The sequence below is a fragment of the Methylocystis sp. genome (assembly GCF_051061285.1).
GTDB lineage: Bacteria > Pseudomonadota > Alphaproteobacteria > Rhizobiales > Beijerinckiaceae > Methylocystis.
In genome coordinates this window covers 1-16,769 of record NZ_JBPFEA010000007.1, presented here as the reverse complement: position 1 = coordinate 16,769, position 16,769 = coordinate 1, and the positions used below count along the sequence as shown (strand labels likewise).

Genomic DNA, 16,769 nt, shown 5'->3' with positions numbered 1-16,769 from the left:
GATGGCCGACGATCGCCCGACGCCTCTCGATAAGATGTCGATGCTGCGTTCGGCGACGCCGGCAAGAATTTTCCTGCCGCGCGCCGGAGCGGCGCTGACGACGTGCGCCACTCTGGATTTCCAGCTGGCGCACGCCGAAGCGCGCGATGCGGTGGAAGAGCGACTCGACGCCGACCGGCTCTTCGATGAGTTGACCGCACGCGGGCTGACGGCCGTTCGCGTGAAGAGCGCCGCCCGCGATCGGCGCAGCTTTCTGCTGCGTCCTGACCTTGGTCGAAAACTCGACGACGCGTCGCGCGAGCATCTCAAACCTTTGGCGGGCAATTACGACCTTGCGTTCGTCATCGCCGAAGGACTTTCCGCCCGCGCCATCGCCCGGCACGCACTTCCAGTGCTCGAAAGAGCGCTGCAGTCTCTCGATCGAACATCGTGGAAAGTCGCGCCGATCGTTCTCGCCGAACAGGGGCGCGTGGCCCTCGGCGACGATATCGGCGAAACGCTTGGGGCAAGACTCGCGGCGGTATTTATTGGCGAGCGGCCGGGCCTCTCCTCGCCCGATAGCATGGGCGTCTATCTTACATTTGCGCCGCGCGTCGGCCGAACCGACGCCGAGCGCAACTGCCTCTCGAATATCCGCCTGCAAGGCCTCTCCTACGCCGACGCCGCGCGCAAGCTGGTTTACCTTTGCCATGAGGCGCGCCGACGCCAGCTGACCGGCGTCGACCTCAAAGACGAAGCCGATACGCTCCCATCGGGAGACCTGCGCGCGATCGACGCCAAGAGTTAGCTGGCCCGCTCTCGCGCTTGCCGTAGGCTTAACGATCCAACTTTGGCGCAAGCGCAAACGTATCGGAATTATCGTCATCGCCGCGAATAGGGTGTTCACGGCGGACTGTTTGGCGCGTCGTCCGCTCATGCGCCGCCGCCCGGCAATAGCGCGTGTAGCGCCTCGATCGTATCGGCGTCCTCCACGGGCTTGTCCTGTCGCCAGCGCAACATGCGGGGAAAGCGAACCGCTATGCCGCTTTTGTGGCGGTTGCTGGCGCCGATTCCCTCGAAGCCGAGTTCGAAAACCATCGTCGGGCGCACGCTGCGCACCGGCCCGAAATTCTCGATCGTCGTCCTTCTGATCGTCGCGTCGACCTTGCGCATCTCTTCGTCCGAAAGCCCGGAATAGGCCTTGGCGAAGGGCAGCAGCGCGCGGTCCGTCTGTTCCGGCGGGCCGCTCCATACCCCGAACGTGTAGTCGCTGTAAACGCCGGAGCGTCGCCCGTGTCCCCGCGCGGCGTAGATCAGCACGGCGTCGACGCTCATCGGATCGAGCTTCCATTTCCACCACAGATTGGCGCCGCTCTTCTGCCGGCCGACGCCATAAGGCGCGCCCATCGCCTTCAGCATCATGCCTTCGGCGCCGCGCGTCCGAGCCTCTTCACGCTGTTGAGCGAAGGACTCCCAATCGGGTTGCGTCAGCGCTGGGCTCAGTCGCAGAGGCAAATCGGCGCCGACCTGCATCGCGGATGAATGCGCGTGCGAGACGACCTTTTCGAGAAGCGCACGGCGCTCCCGCTGCGGCTTTTCGCGCAGATCGTGGCCGTCCTTCTCAAGCAGGTCATAAGCGATCAGCGCCACTGGCCTGTCGCGCAGCATTTTCGGCGTGAGAAGCTTGCGTCCGAGACGCTGCTGCAATTCGGAAAAGGGGCGCAGGTCGCTAAGATCATCCATCCCCGAACGCGCCTCCGAACGGGGCGCGACGACGATCAGCTCGCCGTCGATGACAATATCGTCGGGGAGAAAGTCGGCGAGCGCGGCAAGCTCCGGAAAGCTGTCGCTGACAAGCTCTTCGCCGCGCGACCACAGCCACCACTCTCCGGCGCGATGAATGAACTGCGCGCGTATGCCATCGAATTTCCATTCAACGAGCCAGTCGTCGACTGGGCCGAGCAGTTCTGGAAAGGCCGAAAGCGGCGCCTGAAGCGGATGCGCGAGAAAGAACGGATAAGGCTGGCCGCGCAGAGGCCGCCCGTCTTCGCCCGCTTCCGCCGGCGCGACGAGCGCGACAAAATCCTGCGCCTGAGGCGCGCGGTTCGCCTGCGTGTAGCCCATCATCCGCTGCGCGACGAGCTTGGCGTCAAGCTCCGTCGCCTGGGCGATCGCTTGAGTCATTTGCAGCTTTGAGACGCCGATGCGCAATTCGCCGGTGACCAGCTTGAAGAACGGCAAACGGTCGTCGGAGGGCATGGCGTCGAGCCAGTCGCGTAGCGCCGCTTGCCGCGCAGCGTCATCACGCTCGCGCAAGGGCAGCAGCCGTTCGTTCATCCAAAGATCGAGCGGCGCGTCTTCCATGCGGCTCGGCGGCGGCAGCAAGAGCGCCAGAGTCTCGGCGAGATCGCCGACGCTGTGATAGCACTCGTCGAGAAGCCACTCGGGCAGATCCGTCGCCTCCAAGGCGAGCTGGCGCAGGAGCTTGGTCGAGATCATCTGGCGCGGCTTGCCGCCGGCGAGAAAGTAGACCGTCCACGCGGCGCTCGCATATTGCTCCGGATCGCCGACCGCAAGGCGCAGATAGTCGACCAGCGCCTGTCTCTTGTGCTGAGTCGACGTCGCAGCGTCGATGCGCCGGTAGAGCGTGGCGAAGATTTTCATGCGCCGTCTGTGTCGGCCCCGGCGTTCGGCCCCGCCTCGCCCTCCAGAGCTTCATCGCCATATTCGGTCGCCATCGGCCGCGCGTCATATCCTCTCTCTCGCAAATAGCGCGAAAGCGCCTCCCCACTTCCATGCGTGACAAAGATCCGCTCTGCGCCTGTCGAGGCGATCGCCTGCAAGAGCCCCGGCCAGTCGGCATGATCCGAAAGCGCGAAGCCTTGATCGACGCCGCGGCGTCGCCGATTGCCGCGCAGCCGCATCCATCCGCTGGCGAAAGCGTCGGAATGATCGCCAAAACGTCGAATCCATCCGCTTTGCACGGCATGGGGCGGCGCCAGCGCAAAGCTGCGCGAAAGCCCCGCCTTGTCGAGCGCGCCGACGTTGAGCGTCGGCGGCAGCGCTACGCCGAGATCGCGATGAATCTGATTGAGCGGTTCGATCGCGCCGTGACAGACGATCGGTCCGATCTTCGTGTCGAGATGTTTGAGCAGACGTTGCGCCTTGCCGAACCCGTAGGCCTGCATGACGCTGGCGCGTCCCGCGCGCGCATTTTCCGCCCACCAGGAATTGATGTCGGCCATCACTTCGGCTTGCGGGCGCCAGCGATAGATCGGCAGACCGAAGGTCGATTCGGTGATGAAGACATCGCACCTGACAGGCTCAAAGGGCGCGCTAACGCCATCCGCTTCGAGCTTGTAGTCGCCGGAGGCGACCCAGACCTCGCCCCGGTGCTCGATGCGCACCTGCGCCGAGCCGATGACATGGCCGGCCGGATGCAGCGAGAGCCGCACCTCGCCGATGTCTCGGCTCTCGCCATAACGCAGCGTCTCGATGCGAACGTCGCCGAGGCGTCTGCGCAGGATCGGCGCGCAATCCTCGTGACAGAGATAGGCGCCGCTGCCCCATCGCGCGTGATCAGAATGGCCGTGCGTAATCACCGCCAGAGCCGCCGGGCGCCAGGGGTCGATGTGGAATTTCCCACGAGGGCAGAAGAGGCCCTCCGCGGCGGGAACGATCAGATCCTTGGTCATCTCGCCGAAGATATGAAAAGCGCGTCGGCACGGCCCTTGAAGCAGCGCCGACAGCATAAATAGGAACTCGGTCGCTCGGAGTCACTTCAGGCGGCGACGGCCGAGTTCGCGATGAGCCGCGAGGCGCCGCTTGCTCCGCTGCGCCTGTCGCGGTCAAAATCTCCATTGATCCTAAAGCTTGCGCTCGACTATATGAAGCGCCGGCGCATGCGCTTTCTCCATACGCGCCTGGCGCATCAATAGTGAATGGGAGCTGGGAATGCACCTAGGGGTCGATTTTATCCTCGAGGCGCTGGCGCACGAAGGACTCGACCATGTGTTCATGGTGCCCGGCGGCCTCGTCGATCCTTTTCTGCCCGCTTTCGGACGACAGGAAGCGCTGACGCCGATCGTGGCGGCGCAAGAAGGCGGCGCCGCCTATATGGCGGACGGCTACGCGCGGGCGAGCGGAAATTTCGGCGCCGCGCTCTGCATCGGCGGACCGGGCCTTACCAATACCGTCACCGCCGTGGCGACCGCGCAATCCGATGGCTCGCCGCTTCTTCTGATGAGCGGCGAAGTGGCGACGGTCCTCGAGGGCTTGGGCGTATTTCAGGACGCAAGCCCCCAGACGCTGGATGACGTCGCGATCATGAAGCCGCTGACGCGCTATTCCTCATCAATCGACAATCCGAAGAATATGCCGCATCTGTTTGGGCACGCCCTGCTACAGCTTCGTACCCGTCCGGCCGCGCCGGTGCACCTCTCATTGCCTGGCGACTGCCTGGCCGCAGAGATTTCCGTCAGCCATACGCCGATCGATCGGGCCTTGGTCGATTACAACGCGCTGTCGATGACAGCCGCCGAGTCGTCGCTGCAACATTTTCATGGCGGCTCTGGCGGCAAACTACCCGTCAAGATCGCGATATTGGCCGGCGCGGGCATCGAGCACTCGAAAGCCGCCAATGCGCTGAAGGAATTCGCCGAGACTTGGCGCGTCCCCGTCGCGACGACGCTGCGCGGAAAAGGCGTCTTCCCAGAGAACCATCCGCTTTCGCTCGGCGTGTTCGGCTATGCGGGCACGCATCACTCCCGCGCCGCGCTGATGGATCCCTCGCTCGATCTGCTGGTTATTCTGGGGTCGGGACTGAATGAACGCGACACGATGCATTGGGCGCTCCAAGTCAAACCCAATAAGACGATCTGCGTGAACTTACTGCCCGCCGCAATCGGGACGCATGTCCAGGACGGCGGTATTGTTGGCAGCTGCGGCGCCTATCTTCGCTATCTGCTCGATCAGAGCGATAAGTTGCGCGGCGCTCTCGAGCCGACGCTCTCCGCGCGCGCGGCTTGGATGTCCGAGATCCGCTCCCAACCGCGTCTACAGGATCCGGAAAACTGCGAGAGCGACGCGGTTCCGATTCATCCAGCCCGCGTCGTCAGCGAACTGAGAAAAGCCTTACCGCGAGACGGCATTCTGGTGGTGGATTCCGGCGCGCATCGCGCCTTCGCCGGCCATTACTGGGAAGCTTATGAACCCAAGACCTATGTGTCGGCCACAAATCTCGGCCCGATGGGCTGGGCGATCGGCGCTGCGATCGGCGTGCAATGCGCACAGCCGCGCCGTCGCGTGGCGGTCGTCACAGGCGATGGATGCATGCGCATGGGCGGCATGGAAATCGCCACCGCGGCGCGCTACCAGCTGCCGGTGATCTATGTCGTAATCAACAATGCCGCGCTCGGCAATGTTTGGTTGCGCGCGCATGGACTGGGTCCAACGCCCGACGAATTGACGCGGTTGCCGGATCACGACTGGGCAGGGTTCGCGCAGGCTCTGGGCTCTCGCGCCGAAACCGTGCGTTCTCCGGGCGATCTTGCCGGCGCATTCGAGAGAGCGTTGCAGGGAGAAGGCCCATGCCTCATCGACGTCAAAGCCGACAAGGCCTTCACGACGCCGGTGAAGGACTGGGCCCAGGCCATTGCCGCCTATTCCTACCACGAGTGACAAGGGGAGGCGCCGATGGCTCAGTTGCCTTTTGATCCTTCAACGCTGTCGCCGGCCGATCGTGCACGCTACGACCGCATGGTCGAACGGCGAAAGGCGCAAGGCGCGGGCTTCGGCGGCCCCTACGCCGCGCTGATGAACCATCCGCAGCTTTGCGAGAAGATCGAGGACCTCGGCTATTATTTAAAGTTCCAGGGCCACCTGCCCCGCGAGGTCTATCAGTTCGTTGTGCTGTTCGTCGCGCGTCGGACCGGGGCCGCCTTCGAATGGGCTGATCATGTTCAGCACGCCGAAGCGGCGGGCGTTCCATCCTCGTTGATCAGCGCTCTGGAAAGAGGCGAAGACTTAAGCGCCGTCGCGTCGTCGCCCTATGATCTTGTCGCCGAGGTGCTGGCGTCGACATTGTCCTGGCGAAATATTCCGCAGAACCTTCAGGACGAAGCCATCAAGGCGTTCGGCGTCGAAGGGTTTATCGAACTTGTCGTCCTGTCCGGTTTTTATCAGATGTTTTCGGCGATCAACCAGGGTTTCCACGTCGCATTGCCGCCAGGCGTCGAGAAGCCGTTCAAGTAAATCGCCCGTCAAATGGAAAGGCAGGCGCTCAGGCTCCGCTGTCGCGCCATGAAATGATGACATGTTCGGCGCGATGGCAAAGAGCGGCATGCAATTCCTTGCATCGGCCTTGCCTGCGACCGTGCTTGACGACTCTGGGCAGTCGCACCGGAAGCGCCGATTGAGCGGCGGCGCGCGCATTGCGAATGCGCCGCAGATGAACTCTGCAGCGAAATCGTCTCCCCGTGCCGCGATCTTGATGCGACCGGAGATGACGTCCGCCGACGGCGTGACAGTCTTGGCGTTGACTTGGCGTGAACGAACCGGAGTTGGTCCGGCCCGTTTAACGGAGCGTTTTCCACCGCTTTCGAGAGGGGATTTCTCCTTCATAAACTTTCTTCGCCTCGTCTCGCACGAGCGCGCAGAACCATTTTACCAAAGGGTCCATGGCCCCAACCCGGGAGGAAACAAGGGTCATCGGCAGTGAAGTATTCTGGAAAGGCGGCCTCAGCAAGATAAGTCCGAAGTGCTCCGCGAAGCGGCGCGCAAATGTGGCCGAGAGCGTCGTCACCATATCCGTCGCCGCGACGCAGGCGAGCGCGGTCGTAAAATGGGGGGCGATGAAGCCCATGCGGCGGGACACGCCTGACGCCGCGAGCATGGCGTCGATCTCGGATGCGCCATCGCCGAGCAGCGCGACGCCGACATGATCGAAGCGACCGTAATCCTCGAGTTTCCACCGGCGCTTCGCCGCCCGATGACCTCGGCGCAGAATGAGCGCAAGCTCATCGCAGGCGACCGTCTCGCTCACGGCCCCTGGCGGCAGAGGCGTGGTCGCCAAGGCGAAGGCAAGATCGAGCGCGCCGCTCTCCAATCGCCTAAGAACGTCGCCGCCATAGGGTTCGAAGCGGAGATCGACCAGCGGCGCCTCGCGCGACAGACGGCTCATGATTGGCGGTCCGAGCAAAATCGACTGAACGTCGGCCGCCGCGACGCGCAAGACTCGGCGTTCCTTCGCGGGGTCGAATGGCGTCGGCGCAAATATCGGCTTGAGACCATCGAGCGCAGCGACGACCTGCGGCGCCAGCGTTTGCGCCTTCGGAGTCAACGCAAAGCCTTCGCGCGTGCGAACGAGGAGTGGATCGCCAAGCAGATCCCGCAACCGCGCGAGCGCGCGACTCATGGCCGGCTGGCTCAGCCCGACGTCCTCGGCGGCGCGCGTGACATTGCGCCGCCGCAGCAAGGCGTCGAGCGGCGGCAAGAGATTGAGATCAACGCCAGATAAATGCGCTTTATGCATAGTGGATATCATAACAATGCATTTTATATATACAAGGCGCCGCGATATGCTCATGCGCACAAGGCGACCTCGCCCGCATGAGGGTTGGCGAGGCCGCTCGCAAATTTAACGAGATTCGAAGCAGAGGCAGATGAGCACTGATGTTACGGTCTTCGGCTTCGGCCCGGTGGGAAGGGAGACGACGCGGCGACTTCTCGCGCAAGGCGTCTCCGTTCGCGTCGCGCAGCGCCACGCGCCGCCTGATTTACCTCAAGGCGCGAATTTCATAGCCTGCGACGTCCTGGACGCTGAGGCTGTTCGTCGGACAACTGAGGGTGCGCGGCAAATCGTCATAGCGGTCGGATTTCCCTATGCGAGCGACGTCTGGCGCGTCGCCTGGCCGCGCGCAATGACGAATTTTGTTAGCGCCTGCGAGGCGACGCGCGCCCGCATGGTGTTTGTCGATAATCTTTACATGTATGGTCCGCAAAATGCGCCCTTGCGCGAGGACATGCCCCTTGTTCCTTTTGGCGTGAAGCCGGCCGTTCGCGTCGAGGCGAGCCGTATCTGGATGGCGGCGGCGGAAGCTGGACGAATCCGGGCGACGGCTCTACGCGCCTCAGATTTTTATGGACCCGGCGTCACCTTATCTCATTTGGGCGCGAACGCCTTCGGCGCAATCGCCAAAAGCAAGCGCGCCTTGTTGCTGTCGCCACCAGACGCGCAGCATGATTTTGCCTATGTTCCCGACGTCGCGCGTGGGGTCGTCACACTGCTCGACGCGCCGGACGACGCTTTCGGCCACGCTTGGCACCTCCCCTGCGCGCCGACGCGCACGCCGCGTGAAATCCTAACTCTTGGCGCCCAGGCGCTCGATCGCGCACCACGTATTTTTGGCTTGCCGCTTGCAGCCCTTCCAGTCCTTGGGCTGGGCTCCCCCTTATTGCGAGAAATGACTGAGATGCGGTTTCTTTGGGATCGCCCCTACCGTGTCGATGCGCAAAAGTTTTCGTCGCGCTTTTGGTCGGACCCGACGCCGCTGGAGGTGGGAGCCACAGCAACAGTTCGATCTTTCGTCGACGGCGTTTAGAGGAAGCCATGCGCATATTGGGGATTTCCGGCAGTTTACGAACTGCATCCTCGAACAGTGCGGCCCTAAGGGCGATGGCTTTGCTCGCGCCACCTTTCGTCGACTTTGTGCTCTACGATGGGCTTGCAAGCCTGCCACATTTCAATCCGGATCTCGATCGGGCCGAGGCGTCTCAACTTCCTCCCCGTGAAGTTTGCGCGCTACGCAAAAGTATTGGTCAAAGCGACGGCGTCGTGATCGCATCGCCAGAATACGCGCACGGCGTTCCGGGCTCTCTAAAGAACGCACTTGATTGGCTCGTCGGGAGCGTCGAATTTCCCGGCAAGCCTGTTGCGGTGATCAATACGTCGCCGCGCGCACTCCATGCAGACGCACAACTTCGAGAAATCCAGATCACCATGTCAGCTAAACTCATTGAGATGGGGCCAATACCCGTCCCTTATGACGCGAAAGAGATCGAGTTCGATCTGACTTTGTCGGACAAGCTTCGCGGCGCCTTGTCGGACCTCATCGAGGCGATGCAAGAGCCCTGATCACGCATAACCGTCCGCGGATGGACTTGAGGTGAATTTAAGATCTGGGGCCGCTAAATCCTTGGGCTCTCGCGCTCGGTCGCCCCATAGGCTGACCGTGCAATTTAGCGCGGGCGCGCCCTTCGCCGTTACGCGTGCGGATTAAATCACGCTCGACCTCCGCCGGCCCGCCAAGCACAGCAATCATAAGCCGCCCCGTGCTCGTCGATGTGTCCCCGAACAGTTAGCGTCCTTGGGGACCCTTGAGTTCGACAACATTTCGCTCGGGGTCCGTGACATAGATAGAAGGTCCGTCGCCTTCGGCGCCGTAACGGAAACGGGTCGGGCCGGCTTCGATTCCGTTGGCTTCAAGATGTCTGCGGATGCCGGGCTCATCAAAGGGATCAACACGGAAACAGAAATGATCTAGGTTCCGCCCGCCCTTCCCCGGCGCCTCGCCTCCGGCGCTGCCGAGTTCGCCATCGACCGGCACAAGATCCAGAAGCGACCGGCCCGCTCTCAGCTGTATTAGGCCAATCGCCTCTTGTCGCCGCTCAATTGTGCATCCCAGAACATCGCAATAGAACTTCAGCATTGCGTCAAGGTTCACGACGCGAAGCACGAGATGGTCAATTTCTCGGATGCGGATCATGACAACTGCTCCTCAAGCGACGATTAATCTGCACGACTGCTGAAGTCCTCCTTCGCCGCGACCAGGCCAATCAACACCGGTGGAAATCCTACGTTTCGGTCGTCCCGCCTTGGCGGCTTCCGGCCTTTGCGATCGCCCGACATTTTGGTTGTCGTCGGCGCATTGTCGATCGAACATTTTCGCGACAATCTCAAGGCGACGGTTTTGGAACTCTCCCCAGACAGCATTGCGAAGCTCGACAAAGTTGCCGCGGCGCCGGACTTCCAAGAATGTGAAATGGCGCGACGGCGGCTCAACGCGGTAGCGATTGCTGCGGAGGCGCTCTGGCCTCCAGGCCAATCACACGAGACAGATCAATGGCCGCCGGGCCGCTATCATGTCAGCAATGAACGATCGGATGCGCGCCTCACGAAGATGGAGCGAACGCAATCCGCAACGTCTGATGACGATCCTTAAGGAACGTGGCGATCGCAATCGGACGCCGGTCACGAGCCTGCAACGGCCGCCGATCGCTCCAGGGGCGCCGCAAGCCGCGAGCTAATCGCCGCTGCCCAAAAGGCGGACGCCAAACAGGACCCACATCGCGAGCAGCGTCATCGCCCCGGCGGCAAACAGCAAGAATCTTGCGCGCAGCTGGTTCGATGTCACGTGAACATAGGCATGGGCAAGACGCAGGATCACGAATTGCCACTCGAGAAATCGGAAGCCCGCGGGTTGCGCGCCGGTTACGATGACGAGGCACACGAGCGCATAAAATAGGAGGGGAAGCTCAAACTGGTTGTGATAGGCGCGATCAATCTGAGTGAGACGACGCGGCCATGCGGGCTGGCCCAGCGCAATATCCGAAGTCCTCACCTCCCGATTTCGGAGGCTCAAATAGCGCGATCCTCCCAACCAGAACAGCAATGTGAAGGTCAATGAGATAAGCACAAAAACGGGCGTCAGAAGCGCCGTCATATCAAACCGTCCGCGATAGTTGCGCTGAAGCCGCGCGCCAGCGTGAGCGCAACTTTATCCGATCCGTTCCGTTGCGAGCAAGAGGAAGCGAGCGCCGGCAATGACGCTAACCCACAGGGAGCAGCGCCACGAGCTTGTAACAAGGAGCGTCCGATGGGGTGTAGGAATGCTGCTCGAACAGTAGCTCCTGCTGCGGGTGGCGGAACGCTCGCAATCCTCCCTCGCGATACCGAACTCCCTGCTCGTCCCATGCTCTCGAAAAGAATTCGCTGTCACGTCGTAGGGCGTGCACAAATCGCTTTACCCGTTCGTCGCGAAACATATGCCCATAGTCCGCCCTAAATTCTGCGAGCAGTCGCCGGGCTCGGTCCTCCCAATTTGGTAGAAGATCGCGCGCGCTGCTTTCCTGAAAAACGAAGCGCAGCAGATTGCGTTGATGGTCTCCATCCAACCACCCCCGGAAGAGCCGCGCGGCAGAATCATTCCAGCAAACCGCGCTCCAGCAGCAGTCCAGGCCATAGGCCGGGTGTTCGAGGGCGCCAATTATGGCGCGTAGCGACGCAGGCGCCTGCTCTTGCGGCCGCGCGACCGCCTCAGGATCCAGCCGTCCAGCGAGCTCGAACAAATAAGAGCGCTCCGCCGGCGTCAACGCGAGCGCTTGCGCGATACGGACGAGGGCCTCGGGCGACGCCTGGACGGCGCGCCCCTGTTCGATCCAGGCGCACCAAGTCACACTGATGCCGGCCCGCGCAGCCAGTTCCTCCCTCCGCAAGCCTGGCGTGCGCCGTCTGCCGCCCGCAATGTCGGGCCGCGCCCGCTCCCGATGCGCGCGGATGAAGTTTCCCAGAAGTCGTCTTTCGTCCGCGTCGAGCATGGAAGCATGTATAATAGGATAAGGATCATCATTGTAATCCTTTGTTCTCGGCCTCAGCCTGCACTCCTTGCGAAAGGAGCTGACCGATGAACAGACCCCATGAAAACGTGGTTGAAGCGCAGTTCGGACCCCGCGCCAAGGCCTATGTCGAGAGCGCAGTTCACGCCGACGGGGAGGACCTGAAAGCCCTCGAAGAGATCGTCGCGGCGATCCGTCCCAAGAACGCCCTCGACCTTGGAGCCGGCGGCGGCCACGTCTCGTATCGAGTGGCGCGCTTTGCCGATCGGGCGTCTGCGGTCGACCTGTCGAGCGAGATGCTCGCCGCGGTCTCGGCGATCGCGCGAGAAAAGGGTCTGTCGAACATCACGACCGTGAGAGCGTCTGTGGAGGCCTTGCCCTTCGCCGACGGCGCCTTCGATTTTCTGGCATGTCGTTACTCAGCGCATCACTGGCGCCACTTCGACGCGGGCCTGCGCGAGGCCCGGCGTGTATTGAAAAAGGGAAGCCGAGCAGTGTTTGTCGACATCTATGCGCCCGCATCGCCGCTCTTCGACACGCATCTGCAAGCTGTCGAGCTGCTCCGCGACGCCTCTCATGTGCGAAACTACACACTGGCCAAATGGGCCGCCGCCTTGTCCTGCGCCGGCTTCGCGATCGATCGGCTTCAAACGTCGCAGCTGCGCATGGACTTTCCCATTTGGACGGCGCGGATGCGAACGCCAGAAGAAAATGTTCAGGCGATCCGCTCCCTGCAGTTCGCTGCCTCAGGGACAACGAAAGCGCATTTTGAGATTGAGTCCGACGGCTCCTTCGCAATTGGCGTCATGTTCGTCAGCGTGAAAGCAGAGGAGCGTTGATCAATCGCCGAGTTTGGAGTGGGACGCGTTATGCGGCAAGCGTCAATCCGCGCCGCCAATAGAGCTCCGAAAATCCAGCACGTTAGATTTCAAGAAACTTACGCGGAGAGTCTCATGACCGAGTATCGCGGAAAGTGCCCGTGCGGACAGGTCGAGGCGATCTTGTGCAGCGAGCTTGCCCCCGGAGACTTCAGACCGCGATCGGATGCGCCAACGTGCCAATTTTGTCGCGCGCATGACGGCGTTTGGATTTCGGACCCAAAAGGGTCGATCGCTTTTCGCGCCGACGACCGCACGAGCGTCACGACGTTTGCTTCAGGACGCGTCCGGTTCCATTTTTGCGCCGAGTGTGGGACGCTGGCCTATGCTTTGTTCGACGATCCGATTCAAAGAGTAAGGGTCGCCGTCGCGCGCCTTGCGTTGTTCGACGCGCTCGCGCGACAAAAGCTTCCCGTGGCCGAATCTCGCTTCGAATGCGAGACTCTCGAAGCGGCTCGGCAACGACGTCTTTTGAGCTGGACGCCGATTCGCGCGTCGGCGCAGACGAAACCCGCCACCTCGTTAGAGTGACCTTATCGGCCCGCCCTTTCCAAAGCTTCGCCAAGGCTCTCCATGCTGAACCGAAAGAAAACCGCCAGGCTGATCCGCGCGTCGAATGACCGCATTGCAGCAGACGGCGATCCTCCGTCAGGATCAGCTGGACTCCTGATAAAACGCGCCCGCTCAGTCTGGGCGTTTTCTTCGGCGGGATTTGCGTTGGCCAGACCGTTTCCCCTGCCCCAACGAGCGCATTGTGAGCGCGGAGCCGGCGTGGCCACGTCAAGGACGGCGTCAGAATGGTTGCCAAGCATGGAAGCGGCCGCGAAAACTGTTTCAGTCAAGCTTGCACAGCTGCGACCGACCCAGATAGCGGTCGGATATGAGGCGGTCGGCGCCAAGCGCTCGAAGTGGCGAGCCTTGTCGGCTGGAGAAAAACTTCGTTTTCTCGCGTCTCACCCTTTTCCTGCTGTATACGGACCTGGCGCGCAATATTTCCTGACTGATGGTCACCACATGGCTCTCGCGCTTCTTCAGGAGAGAGTCGACTTGGTTTCAGTGCGTCAGATCGAAGATCTGTCCCGCCTCGATGCACATCAGTTTTTTATGGCGCTTCGGAAACGCGGCTTAATTTGCTCTAGCGGCGCGCCGCAGACCCTTTCGGAGTTGCCGCGCGCGCTTCAGGACTTGGCGGACGATCCCTTCCGGAGCCTCATAGCCCGCCTGCGCCGGGACTGCGGATGCCCGAAGGATCATGCGCCTTTCGCCGAATTTCGCTGGGCCGATTTCCTACGCGTCCATATCAAACTCGATTTACATCGAAGCGACCCTGCCCTCGCGATCAAAGCAGCCAAAAGGCTGATTCGCGACGCGTGGTGCAAAGACCCATGCGCTAAATGCCGCTGCACGGAAGAAGCGGTTTCATAGGGGTCTCGGTGGTTAAGGTCGATCTTGAGCGTTTGCGACGGGGAATGCGTCTCAGATCACCACCCGCTCCACCGATTTAAGCGCCCGCCTTCGGCTTGCGCCCGCGCTTTGCAGGGGGGGCAGCCTTGTCGCGCGATTGACCGAGCCCCATGCTCTTCGCCAGATCCGAGCGCCGCGCCGCATAATTCGCCGCGACCATGGGATAGTCGGCGGGCAAGCCCCACTTGGCGCGATACTCCTCCGGCGTCATCCCCAGCGTCGCGAGATGCCGCTTGAGCGATTTGAACCGCTTCCCATCATCCAGACAGATCAGATGGTCCGCCGTAACCGACTTGCGGATGGAGACGGCAGGCGTGGGCTGCTCTGCTGGCGAAGCTATCGTCGCCGGCGCGCCCGTCGCGAGGCGACGCAACGTCGCGTCCACGGACAAAATCAGAGCGGGAAGCTCCGATACGGGAAGCGAATTGCGAGAGACGAAGGCCGCCACGATTTCGGCGGCGAGCTCGGTCGTATTCGGCTGATCTGTATTTGATGTCACGGAAATTCCTCGAAGCGGTCGTGCGTAACCCCTCGATACGCCGACATTGCTTCCGCGTCGATAGGCGCCGTTCTACTTGCGCCGCAAATAACGCGGCTCCAAACTCTGGGCGACGAGGGTTTCTGATCGTCGCGCCCCAAGGCCCACTCCTAAAAAACCCAAAGGGCTAAGGGCGCAGCAGCCTGTGCCCTCCTTTAGAATTCACTCTTGAGAGCCCGTCTGAATACCGCCAACCAGGCCTCGAGCAGGTCACCCGGAGGAGCTAAGTCCTCAGGGTGCTTTGCATTGGCTAAAGAGAGATCGCTTACCGGCGATAGCGCCTTCCACTAGCCTGCCCGCCAGCCCGGCAACCGCCATAGGGGCCACGGTGTCCGTAAACGCCACATCCCCCATAAACTTTCTCGATCGGAGCCTGAACCGCAGCATTCACCGAGGCCGCCGGCATGGCGTTCGATGCTGTGGGCGCGAAAGCAAAACCAAGACCTAGTGTAGCCGCAGTTACCAAAATCCGAAAGTGTGCCATAACTTCTCCTGTAGTTATCGGCGACACGCTATCTCCTAATTCGCAATTGCGCCACGCGTTTCGTGCGCGCTCAGCCGCCAAAATACTTTTTTCGTAAACGGTCTATCAGGCCGGTTTCCCAGGCGAGCATCACCTGTTTCGAGAGCTTCAGACGGATCGGGCTCCCGGCCTTCAGGGCGAACCCATACTTCTCGTGTCTTATGACCTTGCCTACGGGAATCACGGGTAAATCGGGGCGCTGATGTAGGTGATATACGAGGGAAGGCTGGTCGCCGACGATCGCATCCACGCGATTTTCCGCGAGCGCCTTGACGAGATTGCCAAGGGTGCTGAATCCCCGGCCGGACAGTCCCGCCTTCGCGACATACATGTTCGCTACGCTCCCGCTGAGCGTGCCAACAGTTTTGCCTTTGAGATCCGTTAAATCCTCGATCCTGTCTTTGTCTGCGACCCATATGCGCCGTTCCAGAGAGTTTACAGTCATCACGCTGGTGATCGAGGACGTTATGTAAGCTACAACGCCCGCGCCCATGACCAGCCAGAGAGCTGCAATCATCGTCCCGTAACTTCCGAACACCAGCTTGTGATTTGTTTTTCCCGACGTCAGAACCGAGAGGACGTGATAAAAACTCTCGGAAAAGCCCTGTTTCCACTCCGCTGGAAACTCGGGGTCCAGGCGTCGATCGAGCGCCGTAAGGAGAAAGGAAGCGACGATCACGCCGAGCCCCATCCAAAGATACACTCTAAGATGGCCATTCTCCTCGAGCTGCTCGAAAAAACTCCAAAAACCAGTCGGAGGCGCTTGATGAATCATCATCTGCAAGCCGGCATCGAACCAGGGCTGGGAAAAATCCATTCGCTCCATCCGCTCGGCGTTTATGGTCAACTCGGTGACCGCAACGTCGGATTTTCCCGTGGTTACCGAATCGAGAAGCTCTTGGAGGGTTGATGCTTCCCGGTATTCGTAATCCAAGCCCATGCGTTTGGCGCTCTCCTCCCACAGGTCGATCGCAAATCCAGTAAATCCCTGGTCAGTCTTCATTACGAACGGAGGACTTTCCAACACCACAACCTGCATCTTTTTTGCTGGAGGGGAGCTGGTTTCCGCGCATAAGGGCGTGGACAGAGCGATGGCGAAGCAAGCTACGATCGTGGACAGTAAGAAGTTGATTTTGATCATCGTTCCGGCCGGGGCTGGCTTTCTGAAGCTTGAGTGTCGCAACGCGCTTGGCGATTTATAACTTGTCGAAACGGTCTCGCCAAAGACCAACCCCCGAGGCGCGGATGTCGGTTCTGCGTCCGCCCTGCCTCGGCCGGGGACGGGGATGACGGCGGGCGGACGCCCGGCAGGCATGTCGGCAGGCTCGGCGGCGCGCGCTTCGATCAGCCGTTAAGCTGCAAGCGTCGCGCCGCCATCGACGACAAGGTCCTGAAGCGTGATGTGGCTGGCGAGATCCGACGCAAGAAACACGACGGCGCTTGCGATCTCCTGTGGGGCAGCGATCTTTCGCAGCGGAATTCCCAATTTGAAGGATCCAAGGTCTCCGGTGATCACTTGCGTCTCTGCGTCTGCCGAACGCCACATAGACCGCTGCATGGCGGTGTCCGTGGAGCCAGGGGAAACGAGATTGCACCTCACGCCATAAGGCGCGAGCTCCAAGCCCACGCAGTGGTGTAAATGCCGATTTTAATTTCCCCAGAAGCGCCGAAGTAAAATTCCCCAGTCTGGCGGGCATGGCGATCAACCGATGTCGTGATCGGCGCCTCCGTTTTTTGGTGGCCGTCCGCGGCGCCGGAGCGTCGGCGGGATCGG

The 16,769-nt window shown here is 61.4% G+C and carries 17 protein-coding genes and 1 pseudogene; 7 read left to right on the top strand and 11 right to left on the bottom strand.

Annotated elements, in window-relative coordinates:
• The first annotated feature begins 1 nt into the window (after position 1).
• Positions 2 to 787, top strand: a complete 786-nt coding sequence (eutC, locus tag ACR65T_RS02020; RefSeq protein ID WP_434494919.1) for an ethanolamine ammonia-lyase subunit EutC — start codon at positions 2 to 4, stop codon at positions 785 to 787.
• Positions 788 to 912: 125 nt separating this feature from the next.
• Here eutC and ACR65T_RS02015 read toward each other — a convergent pair whose 3' ends face one another.
• Positions 913 to 2,643 carry an ATP-dependent DNA ligase gene (locus ACR65T_RS02015; protein WP_434494918.1) on the bottom strand — a complete coding sequence of 577 codons (1,731 nt, stop codon included), beginning with the start codon at positions 2,641 to 2,643 and terminating at the stop codon, positions 913 to 915.
• The gene (locus ACR65T_RS02010; protein WP_434494917.1) at positions 2,640 to 3,674 is read right to left on the bottom strand and encodes a ligase-associated DNA damage response exonuclease; all 1,035 of its coding nucleotides are present in this window, start codon (positions 3,672 to 3,674) and stop codon (positions 2,640 to 2,642) included. Before ACR65T_RS02010 ends, ACR65T_RS02015 begins: the two co-directional genes overlap by 4 nt.
• Positions 3,675 to 3,933: 259 nt before the next feature.
• Between ACR65T_RS02010 and ACR65T_RS02005 the strand changes: the two genes are divergently transcribed.
• Both ACR65T_RS02005 and ACR65T_RS02000 read left to right on the top strand, forming a co-directional pair.
• Complete coding sequence (locus ACR65T_RS02005; protein WP_434494916.1) at positions 3,934 to 5,658, top strand: thiamine pyrophosphate-binding protein; 1,725 nt, start codon at positions 3,934 to 3,936, stop codon at positions 5,656 to 5,658.
• A gap of 15 nt (positions 5,659 to 5,673) precedes the next feature.
• Complete coding sequence (locus tag ACR65T_RS02000) at positions 5,674 to 6,231, top strand: carboxymuconolactone decarboxylase (protein WP_434494915.1); 558 nt, start codon at positions 5,674 to 5,676, stop codon at positions 6,229 to 6,231.
• 322 nt (positions 6,232 to 6,553) lie between these two features.
• Here ACR65T_RS02000 and ACR65T_RS01995 read toward each other — a convergent pair whose 3' ends face one another.
• Positions 6,554 to 7,510, bottom strand: coding sequence for a LysR substrate-binding domain-containing protein (locus ACR65T_RS01995; RefSeq protein ID WP_434494914.1), 957 nt, complete (start codon positions 7,508 to 7,510; stop codon positions 6,554 to 6,556).
• A gap of 130 nt (positions 7,511 to 7,640) precedes the next feature.
• Here ACR65T_RS01995 and ACR65T_RS01990 point away from each other — a divergent pair, with 130 nt between their 5' ends.
• Together ACR65T_RS01990 and ACR65T_RS01985 are read left to right on the top strand one after the other, a co-directional pair.
• Positions 7,641 to 8,579, top strand: coding sequence for an NAD-dependent epimerase/dehydratase family protein (locus ACR65T_RS01990; protein ID WP_434494913.1), 939 nt, complete (start codon positions 7,641 to 7,643; stop codon positions 8,577 to 8,579).
• A gap of 8 nt (positions 8,580 to 8,587) precedes the next feature.
• Entirely contained in the window at positions 8,588 to 9,112 is a 525-nt protein-coding gene (locus ACR65T_RS01985) for an NADPH-dependent FMN reductase (protein ID WP_434494912.1), read from the top strand.
• A 37-nt stretch (positions 9,113 to 9,149) separates the two neighbouring features.
• Here the strand turns inward: ACR65T_RS01985 and ACR65T_RS01980 are convergent, their stop codons facing one another.
• The 4 genes from ACR65T_RS01980 to ACR65T_RS01965 form a co-directional block, all read right to left on the bottom strand.
• Entirely contained in the window at positions 9,150 to 9,335 is a 186-nt protein-coding gene (locus ACR65T_RS01980) for a recombinase family protein (RefSeq protein WP_434494948.1), read from the bottom strand.
• Positions 9,336 to 9,743, bottom strand: a complete 408-nt coding sequence (locus ACR65T_RS01975) for a VOC family protein (protein WP_196400889.1) — start codon at positions 9,741 to 9,743, stop codon at positions 9,336 to 9,338.
• A 537-nt stretch (positions 9,744 to 10,280) separates the two neighbouring features.
• Positions 10,281 to 10,700 (bottom strand): MAPEG family protein, encoded by a 420-nt coding sequence (locus ACR65T_RS01970; RefSeq protein ID WP_434494911.1) that lies wholly within the window; start codon positions 10,698 to 10,700, stop codon positions 10,281 to 10,283.
• Between the two features lie 106 nt (positions 10,701 to 10,806).
• Positions 10,807 to 11,574, bottom strand: a complete 768-nt coding sequence (locus ACR65T_RS01965) for a helix-turn-helix transcriptional regulator (RefSeq protein ID WP_434494910.1) — start codon at positions 11,572 to 11,574, stop codon at positions 10,807 to 10,809.
• A gap of 86 nt (positions 11,575 to 11,660) precedes the next feature.
• Here ACR65T_RS01965 and ACR65T_RS01960 point away from each other — a divergent pair, with 86 nt between their 5' ends.
• Together ACR65T_RS01960 and ACR65T_RS01955 are read left to right on the top strand one after the other, a co-directional pair.
• Positions 11,661 to 12,431 carry a class I SAM-dependent methyltransferase gene (locus ACR65T_RS01960; protein ID WP_434494909.1) on the top strand — a complete coding sequence of 257 codons (771 nt, stop codon included), beginning with the start codon at positions 11,661 to 11,663 and terminating at the stop codon, positions 12,429 to 12,431.
• 849 nt (positions 12,432 to 13,280) lie between these two features.
• On the top strand, positions 13,281 to 13,895 hold the full coding sequence (locus ACR65T_RS01955) for a ParB-like protein (protein ID WP_434494908.1): 615 nt from the start codon (positions 13,281 to 13,283) through the stop codon (positions 13,893 to 13,895).
• A gap of 76 nt (positions 13,896 to 13,971) precedes the next feature.
• On the opposite strand, the gene ACR65T_RS01950 is transcribed toward ACR65T_RS01955, so the two are convergent.
• The 4 genes and pseudogenes from ACR65T_RS01950 to ACR65T_RS01935 all read right to left on the bottom strand — a co-directional run.
• A complete protein-coding gene (locus ACR65T_RS01950; RefSeq protein WP_434494907.1) occupies positions 13,972 to 14,433 on the bottom strand; it encodes a MucR family transcriptional regulator in 462 nt (153 codons plus the stop codon).
• 304 nt (positions 14,434 to 14,737) lie between these two features.
• Entirely contained in the window at positions 14,738 to 14,956 is a 219-nt protein-coding gene (locus tag ACR65T_RS01945) for a GCG_CRPN prefix-to-repeats domain-containing protein (protein WP_434494906.1), read from the bottom strand.
• Positions 14,957 to 15,026: 70 nt separating this feature from the next.
• The gene (locus tag ACR65T_RS01940) at positions 15,027 to 16,136 is read right to left on the bottom strand and encodes a transporter substrate-binding domain-containing protein (protein WP_434494905.1); all 1,110 of its coding nucleotides are present in this window, start codon (positions 16,134 to 16,136) and stop codon (positions 15,027 to 15,029) included.
• Between the two features lie 210 nt (positions 16,137 to 16,346).
• Positions 16,347 to 16,628, bottom strand: a pseudogene (locus tag ACR65T_RS01935) (SDR family oxidoreductase); the annotation flags it as partial.
• Positions 16,629 to 16,769: the final 141 nt, after the last annotated feature.